This window comes from Moorena producens PAL-8-15-08-1 (genome assembly GCF_001767235.1).
GTDB lineage: Bacteria > Cyanobacteriota > Cyanobacteriia > Cyanobacteriales > Coleofasciculaceae > Moorena > Moorena producens_A.
The window spans coordinates 8,929,152-8,951,135 of the sequence record NZ_CP017599.1; the positions used below are offsets into that span (position 1 = coordinate 8,929,152).

The 21,984-nt window shown below is 42.7% G+C and carries 20 protein-coding genes and 1 pseudogene; 12 read left to right on the top strand and 9 right to left on the bottom strand.

Going from position 1 to position 21,984, the window contains the following annotated elements; genetic code table 11:
• The first annotated feature begins 370 nt into the window (after positions 1–370).
• Positions 371–760 (top strand): hypothetical protein, encoded by a 390-nt coding sequence (locus tag BJP34_RS41590; RefSeq protein ID WP_149031303.1) that lies wholly within the window; start codon positions 371–373, stop codon positions 758–760.
• A 271-nt stretch (positions 761–1,031) separates the two neighbouring features.
• On the opposite strand, the gene BJP34_RS32815 is transcribed toward BJP34_RS41590, so the two are convergent.
• The 4 genes from BJP34_RS32815 to BJP34_RS41595 form a co-directional block, all read right to left on the bottom strand.
• Positions 1,032–1,991, bottom strand: a complete 960-nt coding sequence (locus BJP34_RS32815) for an aldo/keto reductase (RefSeq protein ID WP_070395951.1) — start codon at positions 1,989–1,991, stop codon at positions 1,032–1,034.
• A 30-nt stretch (positions 1,992–2,021) separates the two neighbouring features.
• Positions 2,022–2,420 carry a Uma2 family endonuclease gene (locus tag BJP34_RS48095; RefSeq protein ID WP_229424136.1) on the bottom strand — a complete coding sequence of 133 codons (399 nt, stop codon included), beginning with the start codon at positions 2,418–2,420 and terminating at the stop codon, positions 2,022–2,024.
• A 252-nt stretch (positions 2,421–2,672) separates the two neighbouring features.
• Complete coding sequence (locus BJP34_RS48100) at positions 2,673–2,924, bottom strand: hypothetical protein (protein ID WP_418904085.1); 252 nt, start codon at positions 2,922–2,924, stop codon at positions 2,673–2,675.
• Positions 2,921–3,220: a hypothetical protein gene (locus BJP34_RS41595; protein ID WP_149031304.1), complete on the bottom strand. Its 300-nt coding sequence runs from the start codon at positions 3,218–3,220 to the stop codon at positions 2,921–2,923. The genes BJP34_RS48100 and BJP34_RS41595 overlap by 4 nt, the downstream gene beginning before the upstream one ends.
• Here BJP34_RS41595 and crtW point away from each other — a divergent pair.
• The 7 genes and pseudogenes from crtW to BJP34_RS48105 all read left to right on the top strand — a co-directional run.
• The gene (crtW, locus tag BJP34_RS32825; protein WP_070395952.1) at positions 3,198–3,959 is read left to right on the top strand and encodes a beta-carotene ketolase CrtW; all 762 of its coding nucleotides are present in this window, start codon (positions 3,198–3,200) and stop codon (positions 3,957–3,959) included. The genes BJP34_RS41595 and crtW overlap by 23 nt on opposite strands.
• A 48-nt stretch (positions 3,960–4,007) precedes the next feature.
• Positions 4,008–4,967, top strand: a complete 960-nt coding sequence (locus BJP34_RS32830) for an orange carotenoid-binding protein (protein ID WP_070395953.1) — start codon at positions 4,008–4,010, stop codon at positions 4,965–4,967.
• Between the two features lie 300 nt (positions 4,968–5,267).
• A complete protein-coding gene (locus BJP34_RS32835) occupies positions 5,268–5,588 on the top strand; it encodes a hypothetical protein (RefSeq protein WP_070397010.1) in 321 nt (106 codons plus the stop codon).
• Positions 5,589–6,133: 545 nt separating this feature from the next.
• Positions 6,134–7,378 (top strand): RNA-guided endonuclease InsQ/TnpB family protein, encoded by a 1,245-nt coding sequence (locus BJP34_RS32840; protein ID WP_229424137.1) that lies wholly within the window; start codon positions 6,134–6,136, stop codon positions 7,376–7,378.
• Positions 7,379–8,173: 795 nt separating this feature from the next.
• On the top strand, positions 8,174–9,886 hold the full coding sequence (ltrA, locus tag BJP34_RS32845) for a group II intron reverse transcriptase/maturase (protein WP_070390566.1): 1,713 nt from the start codon (positions 8,174–8,176) through the stop codon (positions 9,884–9,886).
• 545 nt (positions 9,887–10,431) lie between these two features.
• A complete protein-coding gene (locus BJP34_RS32850; protein ID WP_070395954.1) occupies positions 10,432–11,982 on the top strand; it encodes a group II intron reverse transcriptase/maturase in 1,551 nt (516 codons plus the stop codon).
• A gap of 21 nt (positions 11,983–12,003) precedes the next feature.
• A pseudogene (locus tag BJP34_RS48105) lies at positions 12,004–12,276 on the top strand (RNA-guided endonuclease TnpB family protein); the annotation flags it as partial.
• Positions 12,277–12,340: 64 nt separating this feature from the next.
• Here BJP34_RS48105 and BJP34_RS32855 read toward each other — a convergent pair.
• The 4 genes from BJP34_RS32855 to BJP34_RS32865 form a co-directional block, all read right to left on the bottom strand.
• Entirely contained in the window at positions 12,341–13,246 is a 906-nt protein-coding gene (locus BJP34_RS32855; protein WP_070395955.1) for a Uma2 family endonuclease, read from the bottom strand.
• Positions 13,243–13,395, bottom strand: coding sequence for a hypothetical protein (locus BJP34_RS45070; RefSeq protein ID WP_158517605.1), 153 nt, complete (start codon positions 13,393–13,395; stop codon positions 13,243–13,245). Before BJP34_RS45070 ends, BJP34_RS32855 begins: the two co-directional genes overlap by 4 nt.
• Before the next feature lie 126 nt (positions 13,396–13,521).
• Complete coding sequence (locus tag BJP34_RS32860; RefSeq protein WP_083305471.1) at positions 13,522–13,989, bottom strand: Uma2 family endonuclease; 468 nt, start codon at positions 13,987–13,989, stop codon at positions 13,522–13,524.
• Between the two features lie 96 nt (positions 13,990–14,085).
• Positions 14,086–14,280: a hypothetical protein gene (locus BJP34_RS32865; protein ID WP_070395956.1), complete on the bottom strand. Its 195-nt coding sequence runs from the start codon at positions 14,278–14,280 to the stop codon at positions 14,086–14,088.
• 503 nt (positions 14,281–14,783) lie between these two features.
• Between BJP34_RS32865 and BJP34_RS32870 the strand changes: the two genes are divergently transcribed.
• Positions 14,784–15,719, top strand: coding sequence for an ATP adenylyltransferase family protein (locus tag BJP34_RS32870; protein ID WP_070395957.1), 936 nt, complete (start codon positions 14,784–14,786; stop codon positions 15,717–15,719).
• 630 nt (positions 15,720–16,349) lie between these two features.
• A complete protein-coding gene (locus BJP34_RS32875) occupies positions 16,350–19,178 on the top strand; it encodes an S-layer homology domain-containing protein (protein ID WP_070395958.1) in 2,829 nt (942 codons plus the stop codon).
• Positions 19,179–19,682: 504 nt separating this feature from the next.
• Here the strand turns inward: BJP34_RS32875 and BJP34_RS45075 are convergent.
• Positions 19,683–19,829 carry a hypothetical protein gene (locus BJP34_RS45075; RefSeq protein ID WP_158517606.1) on the bottom strand — a complete coding sequence of 49 codons (147 nt, stop codon included), beginning with the start codon at positions 19,827–19,829 and terminating at the stop codon, positions 19,683–19,685.
• A 39-nt stretch (positions 19,830–19,868) separates the two neighbouring features.
• Between BJP34_RS45075 and BJP34_RS38035 the strand changes: the two genes are divergently transcribed.
• Complete coding sequence (locus tag BJP34_RS38035; protein ID WP_149031306.1) at positions 19,869–20,171, top strand: hypothetical protein; 303 nt, start codon at positions 19,869–19,871, stop codon at positions 20,169–20,171.
• 75 nt (positions 20,172–20,246) lie between these two features.
• The gene (locus BJP34_RS32880; protein ID WP_070395959.1) at positions 20,247–21,926 is read left to right on the top strand and encodes a glycosyltransferase family 39 protein; all 1,680 of its coding nucleotides are present in this window, start codon (positions 20,247–20,249) and stop codon (positions 21,924–21,926) included.
• Positions 21,927–21,984: the final 58 nt, after the last annotated feature.

Sequence of the window (21,984 nt, forward strand, 5' to 3'; positions counted from 1 at the left end):
CATCAGCTATTAGCTATCAGCCATAAGCTTTAGCAATCCTAAATCATTTGTAAAATCATAAAAATATGGAATCGTTGCTGGGCAAGGGTTATAGAGTTCGCTTTGGGCAATATATTTCACAAATCATTATAATAATATATTTTTGCTCAGTATCAAGTCAATAAATTTTTCATAAATTAATTTTTATAAAATTTTTATGAAAATTCCTATTTTGATAGTGACATTTACGGATTTTTCTTGCAATTTATACTAGTGGTAGGATTTTCTTTTAAGTCAAAACTCACTGGAAGGGTAGCATGTAATCTGAAATCATTACTGGGTGATAATTTCAGGCCATAAGTTACCAAAAAATACAGGGAGTAGGTCAAACTTGCAGAACAAAGGAACTATTTACCATCCCTGTACCACATTTTGGCTAAATTTTTATTGCACTTACCATGCTAGAAAGACTCAGCCAGAATCAGTTTTGCACGCCGTTTCTGGCTGCTGTCATTCTAACAACGAATACACACTATCTATGCTCTTCAAGAGCCGTTGGTCTTGCATGATATCACATCAAAATCCCCATTTCAATGTGAACCTTAGCCAGGTTGTTAGTACATCAACAGGTGCATCAACTCCCGATACACCTCCTGGCGCTCCACTTATCCCCCTGATCCAAGGTGGCACAGCAGTGGCCGCAGTCATTGCCCTAACTGTCTACTCAAAAACAATTATCGAAGCGATAACCAAGTTAGTTAAAGAGGCTAAGGACGATTAAAACTGAATATTCTAAATTGATCAACTTGGGTTATCACTGTTAATTGCCTTTAATCCCCAGATAGTATAAACAACTATCTGGGAAATAGTTTTGGTTACTGACAGTAAGCAATCAGCAATCAGCAATCAGCAATCAGTTATCAGCATTTGAATAAAACCGGTAAGCATTGGTTTAATCTCAGTGAAGTCCCAGTGTCGTTCGCACAGCGTGGCCAAAGGCCAAAGCCTGTGCCACGGCTGACGGCTGACCGCTGAGCGCTGAGCGCTGACCCTTAAAAATCCCACATCACTGGATTATCATCTATATGATCGGTAACCAACCGTCCAATCTGATCAATGTCTTGTAGCTCATCAGCAGACAGCTTAACCTCAACGGCTTGAGCATTTTGAATAGCTTGGTCACTATTTCGGAATCCTGCGATCGCATTACTTTGTGGCTGAGACATCAACCATGCCAGAGACAACTGAGCCAGGGTACACTGATGACGCTCTGCAATTGGTCGTAGCTGAGCTAATGCTTGCTGTGCTCGTTGATAGTTATCACCGTTGAACAACTTATTTTTGCTGCGATGATCCCCTTCCTCAAAGGTGTGCTCTGGACCAAACTTGCCAGTTAATAATCCCTGAGCTAAGGAAGAATAGGCAATAATCGAGATATTGTGCTCTACACAGAAAGGCATAGCATCTTGCTCCACCTGACGCCAAAACAGAGAGTAGGGAGGCTGCAGGCTATCAATTCGTCCGTATTGAGAAGCTTCTGCTAACTGGCTGCGGGAAAAATTGGAGACTCCAATTGCCCGAATTTTGCCTTGCTCTTTCAACGTATTGAGAGCCCTCATGGTTTCCTCAATTGGCACTACCTCACTTCCAAAGGTGCCAGAAGGCCAGTGAATCTGGTAGAGGTCGATATAATCTGTCTTCAGGTTTTTCAAGGAACCCTCACAAGCCTCGATCACCTGGTCATATTTAAGATGATTTGGAAACACTTTGGTAGCATAAACCACTTGGTCGCGTACTTCTGCTAGAGCCTGACCAACAATTTGTTCCGAGTGACCCTGCCCGTAAATTTCTGCAGTATCAACCGTAGTTATCCCCGCCTCAAATCCTGCTCGCAGCCCTTTTATGGTCTCAGCATCTTCAATACCTACCCACATAGCTTTACCGGCCTGCCAAGTGCCCATGATAATCGGGGTGATTTTTACCTCCGAAGTCCCTAATGCTCTGGTTTCCATCGTTAACTCCTTTAACTTTTTCGGCGTTACTTAATACTGCTCTGAAAATGATATAACTTCATCCCGATCAACTCCAGTTATATTAGCAACTTGTTCAACATCCATCCCTGATTTCAACAGATTGACTACAATTTGTTTCACTTGTTGCTGGGCTTGTTCTTTTGCTGCCCGTTCTTGTTCTGTATCCGTCAGAAGCCAATTTCCGGAACCATCACACCAGCGCAACCAATTACGAGTTATCCCCGCATACTCTCCCCACCACAATCCCACACCTATGTCTAGTTCTGGAATCCAAATCTGGGGTGGCTCAGCTAAAATACCTTGCTCTTGGTAACCAGCTCCGATTAATTTGAAAAACCGAATTTGGTTGGTATAGCGACTAAACACTATATAATAATGTACCCGTACTCGTTGCTGATATACTTCCAAATTTTAATGAATAGTTTTGTGGGTATACTAACTGCTATTAGTAGTATTTTTATTACTATCATGTATTTGAATAGTACCACTATTTCCAGCAACTGTAGATGCTTGAGGTTCTTGCTCTAGCTTATCCCCCAAATCCCTTTATAATTGTCGGTGACAGCAATTCCACAATTACAAAGGGATTAACTCCCTCTTGCCAAATTACATAGCTAGATCTAATATCAGTGCCTTCGTATAAACGGGGAACTGCCACCACTAAAAACTAATCCGGGCGTTTATACCATTGAGGATGGCGCACATCATAGTAAAGATTTCAATCTGTACCAATAAATACTTCCGGTAATACTGACAACGAAAGGTGCGACTTAATAATTCGGGTTGTAAATCGTGAAATTCCTCTGGCAAACCAGGTTCCTCCGGATTATCACTCGCCAGTTTGTACATGGTAGGTAGCGTTTCTTGAGGAGAAGCAGGAGCTTCACTGTGGGGAATCAAGTTTTTAGTCATTTTTTTAGGGAGTAGGGAGTAGTGAGTAGGGAACAGGAGAAAATATATAGTGTTTGTATTTGAGATGTAAACCTGTATGGTCTTTTTTTATTGGACAATAAAATTCCGGCTTTCTTTCCCCTCTTGCCTCTTGCCTCTTGCCTCTTGCCTTTGAGAGTATGTTCACAATCAAAAGCCAAAAGCAATAGGTACTCTGTGATGCGAGTCAATTTCTCCTGACGGTCAGGGAATTTGACACAAAACAGAAAACCGCAAACAGTCTCACCACCTTTTATGCCACATTCAATCAATGTCACACCGGGGAGCACAGTTCAGGAAAAGATTCAAGGCATCGCCATTGCCTTGAGCATTATTGGGCTGTGGACAAGCTCTCTGTTATTCTTATTCACCTGGGAAATTTCTCAGAGCCATCCAGTACAAATCTTACTAGGGATCTGGTGGCAGACTTTTCTTTACACAGGTTTATTCATTACTGCCCACGAAGGGATGCACGGGCTAGTTTGCCCCCACAACCTTAAACTCAATCATCTCATCGGTTCTGCTGCTATCAAGCTATACGGTCTTTTTTCCTATAAAAAACTATTGGCTGAGCATTGGTTGCACCACCGCTATCCTGCCAGTTCTCTCGACCCAGATTTCCATGACGGGAGAAATGGTAGTTTTTGGCCTTGGTATTCTCACTTTATGAAAAATTACTGGAGTTGGAAGCGACTAGGGAGCTTGCTTGCCATTCTTAGCCTGATCTGGTATGGATTGCAGGTCTCTCCACTCAATCTCTTTTTCTTTGTCTTGGTGCCCTCAATGTTGAGTTCCCTGCAATTGTTTTATTTTGGTACCTTCCTACCTCATCGGGAACCCAAGGGAGGATATCGCCATCCCCATCGTGCTCAAAGCAATCAACTTCCGCTGTTTTGGTCATTCATTACCTGCTATCACTTTGGCTATCATCAAGAACATCACGAACATCCAGACATTCCCTGGTGGCAGTTACCTAAGATTTATCGGCGCAGAGAACAGCCACGATTTGTATCCTAGGGGACAAAATCATGGTAGTTTTTTTTTAAAACTAGTTGAGGCAAACCTATGCCATTTAGTATTGAATCAGCTCGTGGCATCTTTCCCGGGACTCTATCTGCTGATGTTGTTCCAGCTACCATTGCTCGGTTCAATCAGCTAAGTGCTGAAGACCAACTCGCTCTGATTTGGTTCGCTTACCTGGAAATGGGTAAGACCATTACCGTTGCTGCCCTTGGAGCAGCGAGCATGGTGTTGGCCGAGAATACCCTGAATGAAATTCGGGACATGACCCCGATGCAGCAAAGCCAAGCCATGTGTGACCTAGCTAACCGCGCTGATACCCCTATTTGCCGTACCTATGCTACCTGGTCTGTCAATATCAAGCTAGGGTTTTGGTATCAGCTAGGAAAGTGGATGGACGAGGGACTTGTCGCTCCTATTCCCAAAGGCTATCAGCTTTCTGCCAATGCTTCAGCGGTGCTGGCAACCATTGAAGGACTTGATCCCGGTCAGCAAATTACGGTATTGCGTAATTGTGTAGTTGATATGGGCTTCAGTTCGAGTAAATTGGGCAGCTATACCCGAGTATCAGAACCCGTGGTGCCACCCAAAGAAATATCCCAGCGGACTCAAGTCAAGATTGAGGGGGTGACGAATCCCACTGTACTCAAATACATGAACAACTTAAATGCCAACGATTTTGACACGCTGATTACCCTGTTTACTGCTGATGGGGCTTTGCAACCTCCCTTCCAAAGGCCGATTGTTGGCAAGGATAACGTGCTGCGGTTTTTCCGAGAAGAATGCCAAAACCTCAAGTTAATTCCAGAACGGGGAGTCTCTGAACCAGCAGAGGACAACTATACTCAAATTAAAGTGACTGGGAAAGTGCAAACTCCTTGGTTTGGTGGTGAAGTCGGCATGAATGTTGCTTGGCGCTTTTTGCTAAACCCAGACGACAAGATTTTCTTCGTGGCGATTGATTTGTTGGCATCCCCGAAGGAACTGTTAAACTTAGCTCGCTAGAATCAATCTGGCTCTTCCGTACCTGTTATGCTAAATTGCTTCCTATGATGTCCAACACTATGGCTAGGCAATAATGTTGGATATTCCTGACCGTTGCTTTAGAAATTCCAGTGATAAAATCCAGTTATAGCTACCTTTGGAATCGTTTTAACTAACAGTTTGGCATAGTCAGTCCGAAAGAGTCATAGATCCCTGTGGGAGTCAATTAACCAATCAGCAAAAAAGTAGGTGAGTATTCTCTTGCAAAGGATACTCCCTATATGGTATCTATTTATATTAAATATTTTTTTTAAAAAGGGCATGAGTGAGAGTAACTGGTCTGAGTGTGAAAAGAAAGGAGCTCAGGAGGCTTTTAAAAAAGCTTATAATCGAGAAATCAAGACTTTAATTGAGGAAGTTAAGCAAAAAGGGAGTGAGATTTCTGAAATTGACGGAGTGTGGCAGTTGCACGACTTATTGAGTACGAGGAGGCATGATATCGATGGTAAGTACGACTACAGGTATTCATCTCTGATCTTCGTCTTTGCCAGGTTGCTCAAAGAGGGATGGCTCAATCAAGAGGAATTACAGTTTCTGGAGCGAGACAAGCTGGCCAAGATTACTGCTCTTTCTCGTATGTAAAGATGAGGGACAAGCTTCCTGAAAAAAAGATTTTAGCTTGCAGATTGCAGGTGGGAGAAAGTCAGATAAGTGTTATTTTAAGGGCATTCGCATCTAATCGTCAGAAACCAGATCTCCAAGGCATTTGGCTGACCCAAAAATTTTCGCGTTGCTTAATAATGGAATTATTTTAAGAGTTTTGTGGAATGGGCATCAGGGGTGGAATGGGCATCAAGCCGGTTTCAGCATCAGGCCGTGGAATAGGCATCAAGCCGGTTTCAGCATCAGGCCGTGGAATGGGCATCAAGCCCGTTTCACTTTCTGGCAGGCAAGATGCCTACCAAAAGATCCGGGAACGTGAGAGCCCCCCTTTTCTAAAGGGGGGATGAAACTCCCGCGACGGGGTTTACCCTTTGAAGTTACCGTAAGAATAAGGCAGCCTTAATCAAATAGTTTTAACCCTTTTCTCATAGCCGACCAACCAGAAAGGCTGCCTTATTCTAAGGTTTCGTCTTTACCGTATCCATTCAAATAAGTTATAATATAAAGAAGGAGGTGATAGTGACGTGTACAAAACAATTCCATTAAAAGCCAAGTTCTCAGATGAAGAAAATGCTTTTTGGCTATTTCAGTGCGAACAGGCCAATAGCTTATGGAATTGTGCTACGTATTACTCCAAACAAAAACATTATGGTTGGCTAGAACAGCAGCCCGAAGCATTTACGACTTACTGGAAAGGGGATGATCTAAGATACGGCTGGAAAACTTACAAGTGTAGCGTTAAATACGCAGAATTGTGCAAAAGTCTTAAAGATAGCTCTCACTACAAAGCAATGGCTGCTCAGTCCGCACAGCAAACCCTCAAATCTGTAGCCGAATCAATTACTAGTTATAACCAGCTAGTTAGTCTTTACTATAAAGGTCAGGTAGATAGACCAAGGCTCCTCAGATACCGCCAGAAAGGGGGACTGGCTGCTGTTACTTTTCCTCGGCAAGCGCTGACTTATAAGAATGGCTTATTTTACCCGTCAATCAGTAAAGAGAGCAAACCAGAATTACTTACGGAGATTACACTTGAGCCGCCCGGGTTTATAGATCCAGATTGGGTTAAAGAGGTAACTGTTCGCCCGTACCTAGGACAATTATGGATTGACTGGGTTATTGATGATGAGAAGCAGTTGATCGAAAATAATCCTAACCTAGACTATTCCCAAGCGTGGAGTTTTGACCACGGTGGTGATAACTGGCTAACTGGTGTCTCAACCCAAGGAAAAAGCCTAATCATTGATGGCCGCAAACTCAAATCAATGAATCAAGGTTATGCCAGATTAGTCGCGAAGTATAAAACCGGTAAACCTGAGTTTTACTGGGATGCGAACCTAGCACGAGTGCAAAGAAAACGAAACAATCAGATCAGGGATGCGATAAATAAAGCAGCTAGGTTTATAATCAATCGCTGCCTTTGTGACCGCATTGGAAATTTAATTATCGGGTGGAACGAACGTCAAAAAGATTCTTTAAATATGGGGCGACTAGGAAATCAAAACTTTGTAGTCATCCCCACTAAAAGGTTAATCGAAAGACTGAAACAACTTTGTTCCGAATATGGTATCAAGCTAACAATTACTGAAGAGTCGTACACCAGTAAGGCGTCTTTTCTGGATGATGACCCATTACCAAAACACGGTGAAAAACCCAGTGGATGGAAAGCATCAGGTAGAAGGATGAGGCGTGGGCTGTACAAAACTTCTTTTGGACACCTGATCAATGCCGATTGTAAGTGCGGCTCGTTCCTAGGAGGAACCTCCTGAAACAGGAGGGGTATGACTAGGGGGACTCGCGAGGTAATTAACCTCAAAAGTTCTAACTGTCCTTCGGATGGTGGTGAAAACCCACCCCTTGAGGAAACAAGTGACTGTGCGATTCGTTGACTAGAAACCACACCCTATAAAGGTATGGGAGATTAGTCGCAAGGTAACTGAACCTTGACAACTTGATAACCATGTTGGTGAAATACCAACCCGGAGACAAAACCTTAGAATAGTGCAGCCTTAGTACAAAACCTTACTCCTATGATGCCTAACCTGCTGACCATAAAGGCTGCACTATTCTTTCGGTAACTTCTGACCCTCGTGAAATCCGAGTGACAGCCCTACCCCTAATCACTGAGAAGTAACAAACTCTAGGTTAAAGCGGGGTCGAATAGTGAAGCTCTACCAGCTAAAGGTGGAGTTAGTAACAGGCAGTTGAACTCATGGGTACGCAAGGAAGATACACCAGAACCATCGTCAGTCTCAAGTAGCGAAACAAGCTGACACGCTACAAGCAAAAAGCTAACGGAACATAAAGGATTATAAGGTTAGTCACTTTTATAATGATTTCACTAAGTTCCCGGTGGAGAGTATCACCCTAAAAGTCCAGAGAATGGTTATCAGGAACGAAATAACTCCATAGGTGCTCTCAAGAAGGTCGATTCTTGAGTAGGTAGTTAGCCGCATGGCCTATGTGAGAAAGATTAAGTCAGAAGCCAACGCCTGGAGTAATATCCAGGATATGCTGACGGACTTACGTTGTAGGAAAAGATATAGCTATGAGTAGTAATTAAAATGTCTAAAACTCGGGGGTTCGCCCCAAAGGTGGAATGGAATACGGTTAACTGGCGGAAGCTGGAACAAACTGTATTTAAGTTACAAAAGCGGATATATCAAGCCTCTCAACGTGGTGACGTGAGCGTGGTAAGAAAACTGCAAAAGACCCTGATGAAATCTTGGTCAGCAAAAATGATTGCGGTCAGAAAGGTTACCCAACAAAACAAGGGCAAAAAGACTGCCGGAATAGACGGGAAAAAAGCCTTAACCAATAGGCAAAGACTCGACTTAGTAGTCAGCCTAAAAATCTACCGAAAGCCACAACCAACTAGAAGGGTCTGGATACCCAAACCTGGAAAGTCAGAAAAGCGGCCTCTAGGGATACCAACCATATACGACCGGGCTTTACAAGCACTTGCCAAACAGGCATTAGAACCTGAATGGGAAGCAATCTTTGAAGCGAACTCTTATGGTTTCCGACCAGGACGGTCTTGTCATGACGCCATCGGGGCAATATATTGTAGCATCAATAAAAAACCCAAGTGGGTATTAGATGCCGATATATCCAAGTGCTTCGATAAAATTAACCACAATGTTCTCTTAACAAAATTAAATGCTTATCCATCCATGAGGCGATTAGTCAAACAATGGCTAAATGCAGGAGTGATGGATAAGGGCACATTCTCCCCTACAGAAGAGGGTACTCCTCAGGGTGGCATTATCTCACCACTCTTAGGGAACATAGCTCTCCACGGAATGGAAAACCGGATTAAGGAATTCGCTGGAAGTTTACCTGGTGAAAAACAGAAGAACAAAAAAGCATTAACCTTCATCCGATATGCAGATGACTTTGTCATATTGCACAAAGACCAAGAAGTGGTAAAAGAATGTCAAAGAATCATTGAGGTCTGGCTAAAAGACATAGGCTTGGAATTAAAACCAAGTAAAACCAAAATAACCCACACTTTTGACGGATTTGACTTCCTCGGATTCAATATCCGACAACATAAAGTAGGGAAAAACTGGTCAAAACAAGGTTTTAAAACCTTAATCAAGCCATCCGAAAGAAAAGTGAAAGAGTATTATGAGCGACTTGCAAAAGTCATTGACAGACACAAAGCCGCTCCACAAGAAGCTCTCATCAAGCATCTCAAACCCATTATAAGAGGATGGTGTAATTACTACAGCGCCGTTGTAAGTAAGAAAACCTACTCCAAAATGGACAACTTACTCTGGAACAAACTCCAAAGATGGGGATACAGGAGACACCCCAACAAATCCAAGACCTGGGTGAACAAGAAATACTGGGGAACTAAGGTTGAGAAACCTAAAAAACCCTGGGACGCCCCGAAGATAGACAACTGGGTATTCATGACCAAAGAGGATAACTACCTCCCGAAACATGCCAAAACTCCAATAGTCAGGCACATAAAGGTAAAAGATATCCGGAGTCCTTTCGACGGCGACCTAATTTATTGGAGTACCCGGATGCAGAAACATCCTGAAATGACCAGCTCATTGGGAAGACTTTTGAAAAGGCAAAAAGGGAAATGTGCTCACTGTGGTCTCACCTTTAGGACAGAAGACTTGTTGGAAATACACCATATCAAACCACGTTCACTTGGTGGAAGTAACCTAGACAAGAATCTAGAATTACTACACCTACATTGCCACGATGAAAAACACGGAAAGAAAATCAACTCTAATGAGTTAGATAACAATCCGTTCTAGAGGTACCAATGACAATGGTTCCTATGATGAGGAGCCGGATGAAGGGAAACTTTCACGTCCGGTTTTGAAGACGAGTCAGTGAGGCGACTCACCGGCTTAGTTTAATCCTTATCTTGGCCACACCGAACAAGCGGCAACTTGTAGAGTGAAGCTGGCACCAGGGCGGAATTAGAGGTGAATCAGATTAGCCACACTACCGCTAAAAGGGAGGCGACATGGGCAAATAAATCCTAGAAAAGTGTCTAACCGCACAGCCACAATCTGACTAAAAATGTGCGACTGTATCCTTTCATTCTCACAGAACTTTTTACAAGGTATCTGTAATTTCCGAGAAGAGGATAGGCAAAATGGATTGCCCTAAATCGCCAAAACAATCTGATAGACGGAACGAGTAAAAACGACAGAAAAATTATGGGTCTGTAGGCCGGTCGAACTTACGGTAAGTTATGCCAAACTTAATCCCCACTGTCGGGTAGGATGTGCTCTCAAAACTGGGCACGGGTATCCAGAATATACAAACTAATGGAGAGTATGGGTAGACACGTATGAATTACAGTGACCTTTGGAAAAGCCAAAAGTGGAAGAAACTTCGCCGGAACCTTTTCCGCCTACAAAAGCGCGTATATAAAGCGGTTCAAACTGGAGACTTAAGGAAAGCCCGGTCTCTGCAAAAACTGATTCTGAAATCCCGCTCAGCACAGTTACTGGCCATCCATCAAGTGACACAGCTCAATCAAGGAAAAAGAACCGCCGGAGTAGACGGGAAAGCATCCCTAACCTACTTTGAAAGGTTCGAGGTACTTAAAATACTAGGCGACCGTGCGGAAAATTGGACGCACCAAGGGTTAAGGGAAATCCCTATACCCAAGAAAGATGGGAGTACGAGAATGTTGAAAGTACCTACAATCCAAGATAGAGCATGGCAGTGTCTAGCGAAATTTGCTCTCGAACCTGCTCACGAAGCAACGTTTAGTGCCGACAGTTACGGTTTCAGAACCGGTCGATGTGCCCAAGACGCACAAAAACGACTATTTTTACATCTGAAATCCACCAGCAACGGCATCAAAAAGAGAGTAATAGAACTGGACATCAAAAAGTGTTTTGACCGCATCTCCCACAGTTCCATTATGGATAGATTGCTAGCTCCTGCGGGTCTGAAGACGGGGATATTCAGATGTCTAAAAGCAGGCATCAATCCGGAATTCCCGGAACAAGGAACGCCCCAAGGTGGTGTGGTCAGTCCACTTTTAGCTAATATTGCACTTAATGGAATCGAGAACGTTCATACCAGCATCCGTTACGCGGATGATATGGTCTTCATCCTCAAGCCAGAGGACAACGCTGAGAAAATTTTAGAAAAAGTGAACAACTTCCTAGCCCAACGCGGCCTAGAGGTTAATCAAGCAAAGACCAAACTAACCAAAACGACAGACGGATTTGACTTCTTGGGGTGGAAATTCCGCGTCCAGAAAAACGGAAAATTCCGATGCATTCCCTCTGAGGAAAATCACCGGAACATACGTAAGAAGATTAAAGCCGTGGTTAACAGCTCGAATTATGGTGCCGAAATTAAAGCCAAGAAATTAGCACCAATAGTACGTGGATGGAGGAATTACCATAAAAGCTGTGATATGAGCAGTTCCCGAGATAGTTTATGGTTTATGGCTAAAACCGCAAACCGGAAGTTCCGAAAGGAAAAGAAAGTGAACCGATATAAAGCCACCGAACTATGCAAGAAAGGCTTCCCAACAGTAGGGTATGAACAAAATCAACACGTAAACGTAAAAGGAACTAAATCACCTTATGACGGAGATTTAGTCTACTGGAGTAAACGAAACTCTATGTTATACGATAATGCTACCTCCAAGGCTTTAAAAAGGCAAAAACATTCCTGTGGACATTGTGGATTGAAATTCGTAGATGAGGAAAGGATTCACCTACACCACATCGACGGAAATCACGACAACTGGAAAAAGGATAACCTCATGGCTGTCCACCAAAGTTGTCACCAACAATTACACTGGGGCAGCGATACTCAGGAGCCGTATGCGGTGAAAATCGCACGTACGGATTTGAAGGAGAGGTGCCCTGGGTAATACCAGGCATCGACTCTAACCGGTGCCGCAAACATAGCGAAAAAAGTAGCCACACAGTTAGGTATCGACCTGACCAAGGTGGGTAGGGGAGCTTTGACACTCCCACATCGACATGATCTTTTTAAATCTCTTTCTAGATCATATCGAACAAGCTGTGAAGTGGCGCGGTTTCAACCCGCCACTTCACAACCTTGTAGAATCCTCCGTGCTTCAGCCGGGGGAGATGTCAATCTACTGCTATTCATTCAAAGACTGACCCAACGCCTTATTGTAAGCATTAGGCATGATAGCTGACCACTGAGCACTGACCACTGACCGCTAACCGCTGACTGCTTACTTTTCACCTGCTCCCATCTCATTATCCTACCAACTGTCTAATTTCCTCCCGATCAACTCCAGTTATATTAGCAACTTGTTCAACATCCATCCCTGATTTCAACAGATTGACTACAATTTGTTTCACTTGTTGCTGGGCTTGTTCTTTTGCTTCCCGTTCCTGTTCTGTATCACTCAGAAGCCAATTTCCGAAACCATCACACCAGCGCAACCAATTACGAGTTATCCCCGCATACTCTCCCCACCACAATCCGACACCTATGTCTAGTTCTGGAATCCAAATCTGGGGTGGCTCAGCTAAAATTCCTTGCTCTTGGTAACCAGCTCCGATTAATTTGAAAAACCGAATTTGGTTGGTATAGCGACTAAACACTATATAATAAGGTACCCGTAATCGTTGCTCATAGACTTCCCACTTGGAAGGAATAGTTTGATGGGTAGGATCACTGCTACTATTACTCGTTTTATTACTATCTTGTCGTTGAATATTCTCACTATTTCCAGCAACTCTAGATGCTTGAGGTTCTTGCTCTAGGTTATCCCCCAAATCATCTTTGGCAGTTGTCGGTGACAGCAATTCCATAATTAAAAAGGGATTAACTCCTTCTTGCCAAATTACATAGCTAGATCTAATATCATTACCTTCGTATAAACGGGGAACTCCTACCACTAAAAACCAATCCGGGCGTTTATACCATTGAGGATGGCGCACATCATAGTAAAGATTTAAATCTGTACCAATAAATACTTCCTCAGAAGGGTAATACTGACAACGAAAGGTACGACTTAATAATTCGGGTTGTAAATCGTGAAATTCGTCTGGCAAACCAGGTTCCTCCGGATTCTCACTTGGCAGATCATACATGGTAGGTAGCGTTTCTTTAGGAGAAGCAGGAGCTTCACTTTGGGGAATCAAGTTTTTAGTCATTTTTTTAGGGAATCGGGAATCGGGAATCGGGAATCGGGAATAGTAAATTTTGCGTAGGGTGCGTTAGGGGTGGGATCTCCCTGATTTTGCGCCTCTTCGCCAGCTTTGAAATAGCCCACCCCGTAACGCACCACTGGGTCAAATAGCAAAAATGAGATGCACCTGTAGGGAATAGGGAATAGTAGGAAATAAATCCGAGTATTTTTTGCTGTTATTATAAATCAGTGGTTAGGTCATTATCTATTTGGATATGCTAGCTTATTAGCTAGCAGTTATCACTCAAAATTATGTTGTTGTCTAACCCAAGCCCTAAACGCCCGTAACGTTGCTGTTTCGCCATCGACTAAACTTTGGTTAATAAACCTAGGAATAGCATTCAAAGGCATCCAAGGGAAGGTTGGGCTTTGATTTACTTGATTAAAAATTAAAATCGGTTGTTGTAACACAAAAGCTTCTAATTTTTGTCCATTATAACGCCATAATTCAGGGACACCAAGCGCTGCATAAATGGGGCGCTTATCTAAAGAACCACTGGTGATATCGACTTCTAAGACTAAATCAGGGGGTGGGTCATGATCTAAATTAATGCTTTGCTTATGTCTTACCAATGGCTCATTTTGGAGATAGTAACAAGAGTCAGGTTCTGCCCCTTTTAACCGTGTTTCTCGCTTTAGAGTCAATGAACCAAAGGTTTTGATAGTTAGATTTAATTCATCAGCGATCGCACCAATCAAGCGTTCAATAAAGCGGTTATAGCAATCCTAAATCATTTGTAAAATCAGCAAACTCTGGAATCTTTGCTGGGCAAGGGTTATAGCGATGGCTTTGCCCAATATATTTCACGAATCATTTAGGACTGCTATATTATTTTCATGGGGACCTAAGGGAGTCATAATTTCTAATGTTCCATCATCGTAAGCCAAGCGAGTGGAGCGATTTTCTCCTAATTCTGTGAGTAATTGCTCAAATATCTGCCAACTGACATTGTGGCAAATTACCCGGTGTTCAGCCAGTTCATAATTTCCTGTGATCATGGGATATGATTACCTCTTTAGGATTACTTTTATTTATAGCAGTGCTCAATTGGTTGAGGGACTTTTGTACTGGTTTTTAGGGAGTAGGGAGTAGGGAGTAGGGAGTAGGGAGTAGGGAGTAGGGAGTAGGGAGTAGGGAGTAGGGAGTAGGGAGTAGTAGCAAAGGGATCAGAATTTTTTTTATTATAAATTAATTTTAATACATTTTGTTGAAAATAACTATGGTATTTAAGCTTTTTAAATAGTTCCTTTATTTAAAATAAATAGGGTTATTTTTTTAACGTTAATCAATAATATAATAGCGTTTATTATTCTAAATAGGTCAACTTTATTCCCCCTGCTCCGAAGTCCCTGCTCCCTGCTCCCTATTCGAGGTTTAGTTTAAGCATTTAGCTGACAGCTGACAGCTGACGGCACCTCAAGCAGCGTGCGCGTAGCGCATAGGCTTGCTTTTTGACAAATGATTTAAGATTGCCATAGAAGCTGAAGGAAATGCGATCGCTATGATTGAAGAACAACCAATTACCGAAGGAACACTAGTACTAGAACCAGGTACATTGTGGCCTAAACTGAAAGCACAAACTGAACACGCTATTGAATGTAAAGCACTCCACTCCATAGCGACAGAATACGAATTCGTAGAACAGGAGGGTATTCGCTTCCTGGTGCGGATTTTGTCTAATCTGGTACGGAAAGACAAAGCTAAGAAGAAGCAAGAAGAAAAAACCGCTACTTCATCGAAGGATTTCAACCCTTTTCTTCCCTACGAACAAGATTTATTTGTAGCAGACCTTTCCGAGACCCACCTGTGTCTGTTGAACAAATACAATGTAGTTGACCATCACCTGCTGATCATAACCCGTGCTTTCGAGGAGCAAGATACGTGGCTGACCTTGCAGGATTTTGCTGCTATGTGGGCATGTCTTGGGGAAATTGATGGCTTGGCTTTCTATAATGCTGGAACGATTGGTGGTGCGAGTCAACGACACAAGCACTTGCAACTCGTTCCTCTGCCCCTAGCTCCTGAAGGAGTTAACATCCCGATTGAAAATGCGATCGCATCAGCTAACTTTCAGGACTCTGTTGGCACCATCCCAACCCTGCCCTTTATTCATGCTATTGCTGAGCTTGACCCTAGTTGGGTAAACTCGACCTGGGATGCTGCTCAAGCCACCCTCAAGTTGTACCATAGACTACTGAGTGCAGTCGGGTTGCCATGGAATAATGCCAATGGTAACAAGCAATCCGGTGCCTACAATCTCCTCGCCACACGGCAATGGATGTTGCTTTTACCCCGTTCTCAAGCAGATTTCCAGTCAATTGGTGTCAACTCCCTCGGATTTGCTGGAGCTCTCCTAGTCCGAAACCAAGAGCAAATGAAACGTCTGAAAGACCACGGTCCCATGACAATTTTAAAAAACGTTGCCGTTACTTGGTAATTAAGGAAAGGGAACAGCGGATCTGGGAGTAGGGAATAGGGAGTAGGGAGTAGGGGGAATAAAATTGAATTTATCTCATCATGATTAAAAACGCTATAATCCCCAATTTTCAAGTATTCTACAGTGCGTTTATCGTAACCTGAGTTCGGGCTCGCGCAGATTGAGGTAAAAGCCAGTCGAGACGAAGACTTGGCTTTTTAGGCTGATGGCAATATGCAATCAGGTTACTACCTGTCCGAATTCTGATCAGGGTCAGGGCAAGAATCAATAAGCTGTGGCTTACCCTCGAAAAATACCGGGTCATTATCAACAAGTTAACTCTATTGCGAGTCGAGTTCGACGAGATTATAGGAATTTTGAGCCACAAGCAACCGATATCTAGCCAATGCACACACATTATAGGCGATTTTTTCTTGCGCTTACCCTGCCTTTTCTTATCCCGAACTCAGATAAAATATCAGAAAGCTTAAGCAGGAATACCTAAAAATTACGAATCAAAACAGAACAAATGTGCCACTTGGGGATTCGTAATGTGAAGTTGTAATCTTTAGCAAAATTATGGAATAAATATCAACAGACTGGGAAAAATAGTTGAGAAATCATCTAATAATATAAGGAGCATTGGAAACCATGGGAACCCTCTACGTCAATCCAGCCACTGGTGATGATAGTGCTACAGGCAGCGAGTCTGCTCCCCTCAAAACCATTACAGGTATTACGGGAGCTATCAGCAAAGTTCAAGTAGGGGACACAATTCAACTAGCCCCTGGAACTTACAATCGCGCCAGTGGGGAAAAATTCCCCCTTAAAGTCCCTTCTGGAATCAAGATAGTTGGTAACGACACTAATAAAGGCAAGGATATCTTAATTGAAGGGGGAGGGGATTTTGTTAGCCCTTCCTCAGCTTTGCAAAATATTAGTATCTCCCTTGCCAATAATACCGAATTGCGGGGGGTGACAGTTACTAATACTGAACCTCGGGGTACGGGGGTTTGGTTAGAATCCACTAGCCCAATTATTGCCAATTGTACCTTTACCAAAGGTAACCGCGAAGGTATTCAAGCCACAGGCACAGCAGCCCCACAAATCCTGAACAATTTATTTATTGCTAATTTAGGACAAGGCATTGCTTACCGCAAAACTAGTGCCGGAGAAGCACGGGGCAATATCTGTCAAGATATGGCTGCTGGTATTGATATTGGGAACGAAGCAAACCCCTTGATTATTAGTAATACCATCTCCGGTAATCGCTTTGGCATGACTATTTTTAGCGATGCCAAACCTATCCTACGCAGCAATGAGATTAAAAATAGTACCGATGATGGTATCTCTGTAAGTGATAGGGCATTGCCTGACTTGGGTACAGACAGTGAAAAGGGCAAGAATATTTTCCGCAACAATGGTAAATATCACATTAATAACAGTAGTAGTAATCAGCTACTCTCCACGGGCAATTCCTTCACCTGTGCTAACAAAACTGAACTTGCTAAAAAAATCAAAGGCGATGTGGACTTAAAAGATAGCACTATTATCGGCAAACATCCTGTTGATTTTCCCGATCTCAACGATCATTGGGCAGAAGATTTTATCTACGCCCTCTTGGCAGAGCAAATCCTCAGTGGCTATCCCGATGGTACTGTCAAACCCAATGATAAGATCACCCGTGCTCAGTATGCAGCCTTATTAGTGAAAGCTTTTAATCCCCAACCTAAACGTGCCCAGAAGACTTTCAAAGACGTTGACACAGATTATTGGGCAGCAGAAGTAATTCAACAGGCATATCGGGGAGAATTCCTCTCTGGTTATCCCAATGATAATTTTAAACCCAACGATCCCATTAAACGGGCAGATGTAATTGTTTCGGTGATCAACGGCTTAGGCTTATCGGATACCAAGAACAATGCCTTAAGTTTCTATAATGATCGCACTACCATTCCCACCTACGCTGTAGATGCGGTTAAAACAGCCACCATGAAAAAAATTGTGGTTAATTACCCCAATGTGAAACGGTTGCGCCCCACCGAAGGTACTACCCGTGCCGAATTAGCAGCCATAGTATATCAAGCATTGGTGGCTCAAGGTAAATTGTCTGCTATCTCTTCTCCTTATATCGTCGTCTACACTCAAGATAGTTCTGATTCTAGTTTCTCAGATGCGGCAGGGCATTGGGCAGAAAAATTCATTGAAGGGTTATGCCAAAGAGAATTAATCACGGGCTATCCTGATGGTACCTTTAAACCCGATGCCCAAATGACCCGTGCCCAATATGCAGCCTTGTTGAATCAAGTCTTTACCCTTACCCCCAAACGGGAAGCAATCAAATTCAGCGATGTCAGCAATGATTTTTGGGCTGAAGAAGTAATCCAAAAAGCTTACCGTGCTGGTTTCCTCTCTGGTTTTCCCGATAGTACATTTAAGCCCAATGACCATATCCAACGGGTACAGGTTTTAGTCTCCCTGGTGAATGGTTTGGGTTTATCAGCCTCTGAAAATGTGGTTCCCTATTCAGATCATGGTAGTATCCCCGACTATGGCAAAGATCAAGTAAATACTGCTACCACCAAGGGCTTGGTGGTTAACTATCCCGATGTGGAGAAACTACAACCCACTGAAGCAGCCACTCGTGGGGAAGTATCGGCATTGATTTACCAAGCCTTGGTGAACGCAGGGGAGTTGGCAGCAATTGACTCCAATTATGTTGTCAAGGTGGATGCTCAATACAATTCCCTGGAACAATTACGGAAAACAAAAGAGTGTCAGAACTGTAATTTAGCTGGGGTAGAACTTTCTGGAGAGGACTTAGAAGGGGCAAAATTAGCCGGAGCTAATCTAAAAAATGCTAATTTGGCTGGGGTTAACCTCAAGTCCGCAGATTTAGAAAACGCTAATTTTGCAAGAGTTAATTTAGAGTCCGCTAACCTAGAGTCCGCTAACCTAAAGTCCGCTAACCTAGAGTCCGCTAACCTCAGTAAAGCGAACCTAAAGTCCGCTAACCTAAAGTCCGCTAACCTCAGTAAAGCGAACCTAGAGTCCGCTAACCTCAATAAATTTAGCTCAATAAATACAACTAATCTTGAAGGTGCAAACCTCACAGAAGCTAACTTATCAAAGGCCTATATCGTGAATATTAATCTCAGTGGGGTTAATCTGGCGAGAGCCAATCTCCAACAAGCACTACTGAGTTTTCTGTATATAAGTGCTTCATTCCCTATCTATCAAGCTTTAATCACTTCCAATCTGAAGGAGGCTAACTTAGCCGGAGCTAATCTTGAGGATACTGACTTGGCGGGAATTGACCTATCCTACGCAAACCTCTCCAACGCCAGTCTCAAAGGAGCGCGTTTAGAGTATACCTTCGATGGCACTAATTGGGACTTGCCCAACGAAGTTTATCGTGCCAACCTCGAAGGGGCGAACTTAACTAACACCATTATGCCCGATGGTAGTACCCATAAATAGGGGGACTTAGAGATTTTAAAGCCCCAAAAAAGCCTCAAATTTATACATAGCAATGCCCTTACTTATATCTACCTATTTTATTGCTATATCCAGGTCGAGCGCAATCTTTTTAGCCTTGGCTTATACACATTATCATCCTTAGATTTGAGGCTTTTTTATCTGTTATTATTGCCAAATAACGTTAGTGAAAATCACCCGTGCAGATATAGCGCTACGCGCAAGTGAGAAGTCATAAGTCATAAGTCATAAGTAAGCTATGATTAAGTTTCGGAGTTTAGTAATGTCCTAATCTTAATGGGTAGTGCTATATTGTCGGTAGCTGTTTTTGATTGCTTGACTACTTATAGTTTTTGGTCATTACACGGAATTAATTTAAAAAATTACCAACGCTATTTACGGGGATTAATAGTGTTAAGATTGAAGTGATTTATTTTATTTATACAGACAGCAAGCGATGGTTTATTACCTTGCTGTTTATTTATTGATTATGACTACCATAAAAGCCTACTTCGATAAGTAATTCATGGTCAGCAGAATGCGATTGGCAAATTCCGAAGTCGAATGAGACAGCCATATTCCTTGCTCGTCTTTATCCTCCCAATTTCCTGGTAGATAACATTGTTTATGGCATTCTTCGCAAACAGGTACCATATCCTTGTCAGGAACCTCTTTCGCACCGTTGTATCTAAGGTGATGGATTCCTGTGGCAGTAGACTCTCGGCAGATACAGCAGACTCTTCTGGTCAAGGCAAAAGTGGCGTCACGATTTTCTTTGTATTTAACCCGAACTCAGGTTATCGTAGTTATGAGGTACAGTCTTATTTGAAGCTAATTACCTGTCTTGATGCAGTCGCTCATGGGGGGAACCCCCAAGACCGCGCTGCATCGCTTAAAACCCTCTTGAATTTTGCCTTTTGCCTTTTGCCTTTTGCCTTTTGCCTTTTGCCTTTTGCCTTTTGCCTTTTGCCTTTTGCCTTTTGCCTTTTGCCTTAAAAGGATAAGCAATGTCGCTCAAACGCTGCTGAGAATTGCTATAGTTTCAATTATCCCCTAATTATTGTAGTTAACATGATCAAGAAAATTACTCTTGATTCTATCTGGTTTAGAAATTTACTGATCATCGTAATCGTACTGGGAGTAGTCTTTAGATTTTACAACCTAGACCGTAAAGTTTACTGGTACGACGAGACAATGACCTCCATTAGAATTTCCGGTCACACTCGAACCGAACTAGTAGAAGAAATTTTCGATGGTCAGATTATCAGCGTAGAAAACTTATTAAAACAGTACCAATTTCCCAATCCTGAAAAAGATATCAATGACACTATTAATTCCCTAGCAGGCAATCCAGAACATTCCCCCCTTTACTACCTAATGGCCAGATTATGGTTACAAACCTTTGGCAATTCCGTAGGAACGATCAGACTCCTATCAGTACTAATTAGCTTATTAGCATTGCCCTGTGCTTACTGGCTGTGCTTAGAACTTTTTGGTTCACAATTAATCGGTTGGGTAGCTGTTGCCATAATTGCTATTTCTCCCTTTCATGTTTTGTATGCCCAAGAAGCCCGAGAATATAGTTTATGGACTGTTACCATTTTGCTTTCTAGTGCAGTGCTATTATGGGCAATGAATTCTTCTAGGAGAAAGCAATTAATTAAAAAACCTTATCGATGGATTATCTATAGTTTTACTGTTGCTTTAGCACTTTATACTCACCCTTTCTCAGCCTTTGTCTTAATTGGACAGGGATTGTATGTATTAATTACCGAAGGTGCTCGGTGGAGTAAGCGAGTAACTAGCTATTTACTAGCCTCCTTAGGAGGAGTATTGCTATTCTCCCCTTGGCTAATTATTGTTATCACTAATTTCTCCAAATTTATCGCCAATACTGACTCAGTTAATCATAGTCGTTCAGGCTTCTTACCCCTATTTTGGACTTTAAACCTCAGTCGGATTTTCTTTGATGTTAATCAAGGCATCCATCCTTTGAGTCCCCTCCACTATCTCAGTTTATTGTTAGCAGGATATGCCCTCTACTATCTTTGTCGTAACGCTCCTCAGCATGCTTGGGTATTTATTATTACCTTAATTGGAGTGACAGGAATTGCTCTAATCGGTCCAGATGTGCTATTAGGTGGTCGCCGTTCTAGCATTACTCGCTATGCTATTCCCTGTTATCTAGGTATTCAGTTAGCTATTGCTTATTTCCTGACAACCCAAGCCAAACACTCAGGACAACATCCCAAGGGAATGATTGATGGAAATTTAGCAAATCCCGAAGATAGACAAAATCAGCAAGTAAGGGGTGACCATGACATGGTGCCCATGGAAAAAACCCGAAAAAATCCTAAAACTTGGAAGTCTATAGCAATTGCTCTGGCATTTAGCGGCATACTCTCCTGTATAGTCAGCTCTCAACTGCCAGTTTGGTGGCACAAGAGCTATGCGAAGAGTCGCAATAATCCCGACGTAGCAGCTTGGATTAATCAAATCCCACAACCACTCTTGATCAGTAATGAAATTCCCGGTAGGGTTCTATCTCTGTGTCATCTACTTCGTCCGGATGTACAGCTGATGTTATTGGATAAATCCAATAGCTCTACCAACATACCGGAGATTCCGGAGGGTTTCAAAAATGTTTTACTTTATCGACCGTCAGAGGAATTACGTCAGGGAATTGAAACCACCCATAACTATAGGGTTAAACCCACCGATCAATCTTGGCTCTGGAAACTATCAAGATAGGGAATTTCGTCATAGAAAAAAAGTAGTAGTGTTATCTGCCTGATCCCGAGTTGCATTC

Coding starts and splice junctions, on each gene's coding strand:
- BJP34_RS32815 (WP_070395951.1), bottom strand. CDS start 1,991: ATGGAAACCAGAGCATTAGGGACTTCGGAGGTAAAAATCACCCCGATT.
- BJP34_RS48100 (WP_418904085.1), bottom strand. CDS start 2,924: ATGACTAAAAACTTGATTCCCCACAGTGAAGCTCCTGCTTCTCCTCAA.
- crtW (WP_070395952.1), top strand. CDS start 3,198: ATGCCACATTCAATCAATGTCACACCGGGGAGCACAGTTCAGGAAAAG.
- BJP34_RS32830 (WP_070395953.1), top strand. CDS start 4,008: ATGCCATTTAGTATTGAATCAGCTCGTGGCATCTTTCCCGGGACTCTA.
- BJP34_RS32835 (WP_070397010.1), top strand. CDS start 5,268: ATGAGTGAGAGTAACTGGTCTGAGTGTGAAAAGAAAGGAGCTCAGGAG.
- ltrA (WP_070390566.1), top strand. CDS start 8,174: ATGTCTAAAACTCGGGGGTTCGCCCCAAAGGTGGAATGGAATACGGTT.
- BJP34_RS32850 (WP_070395954.1), top strand. CDS start 10,432: ATGAATTACAGTGACCTTTGGAAAAGCCAAAAGTGGAAGAAACTTCGC.
- BJP34_RS32855 (WP_070395955.1), bottom strand. CDS start 13,246: ATGACTAAAAACTTGATTCCCCAAAGTGAAGCTCCTGCTTCTCCTAAA.
- BJP34_RS32865 (WP_070395956.1), bottom strand. CDS start 14,280: ATGATCACAGGAAATTATGAACTGGCTGAACACCGGGTAATTTGCCAC.
- BJP34_RS32870 (WP_070395957.1), top strand. CDS start 14,784: ATGATTGAAGAACAACCAATTACCGAAGGAACACTAGTACTAGAACCA.
- BJP34_RS32875 (WP_070395958.1), top strand. CDS start 16,350: ATGGGAACCCTCTACGTCAATCCAGCCACTGGTGATGATAGTGCTACA.
- BJP34_RS45075 (WP_158517606.1), bottom strand. CDS start 19,829: ATGGTACCTGTTTGCGAAGAATGCCATAAACAATGTTATCTACCAGGA.
- BJP34_RS32880 (WP_070395959.1), top strand. CDS start 20,247: ATGATCAAGAAAATTACTCTTGATTCTATCTGGTTTAGAAATTTACTG.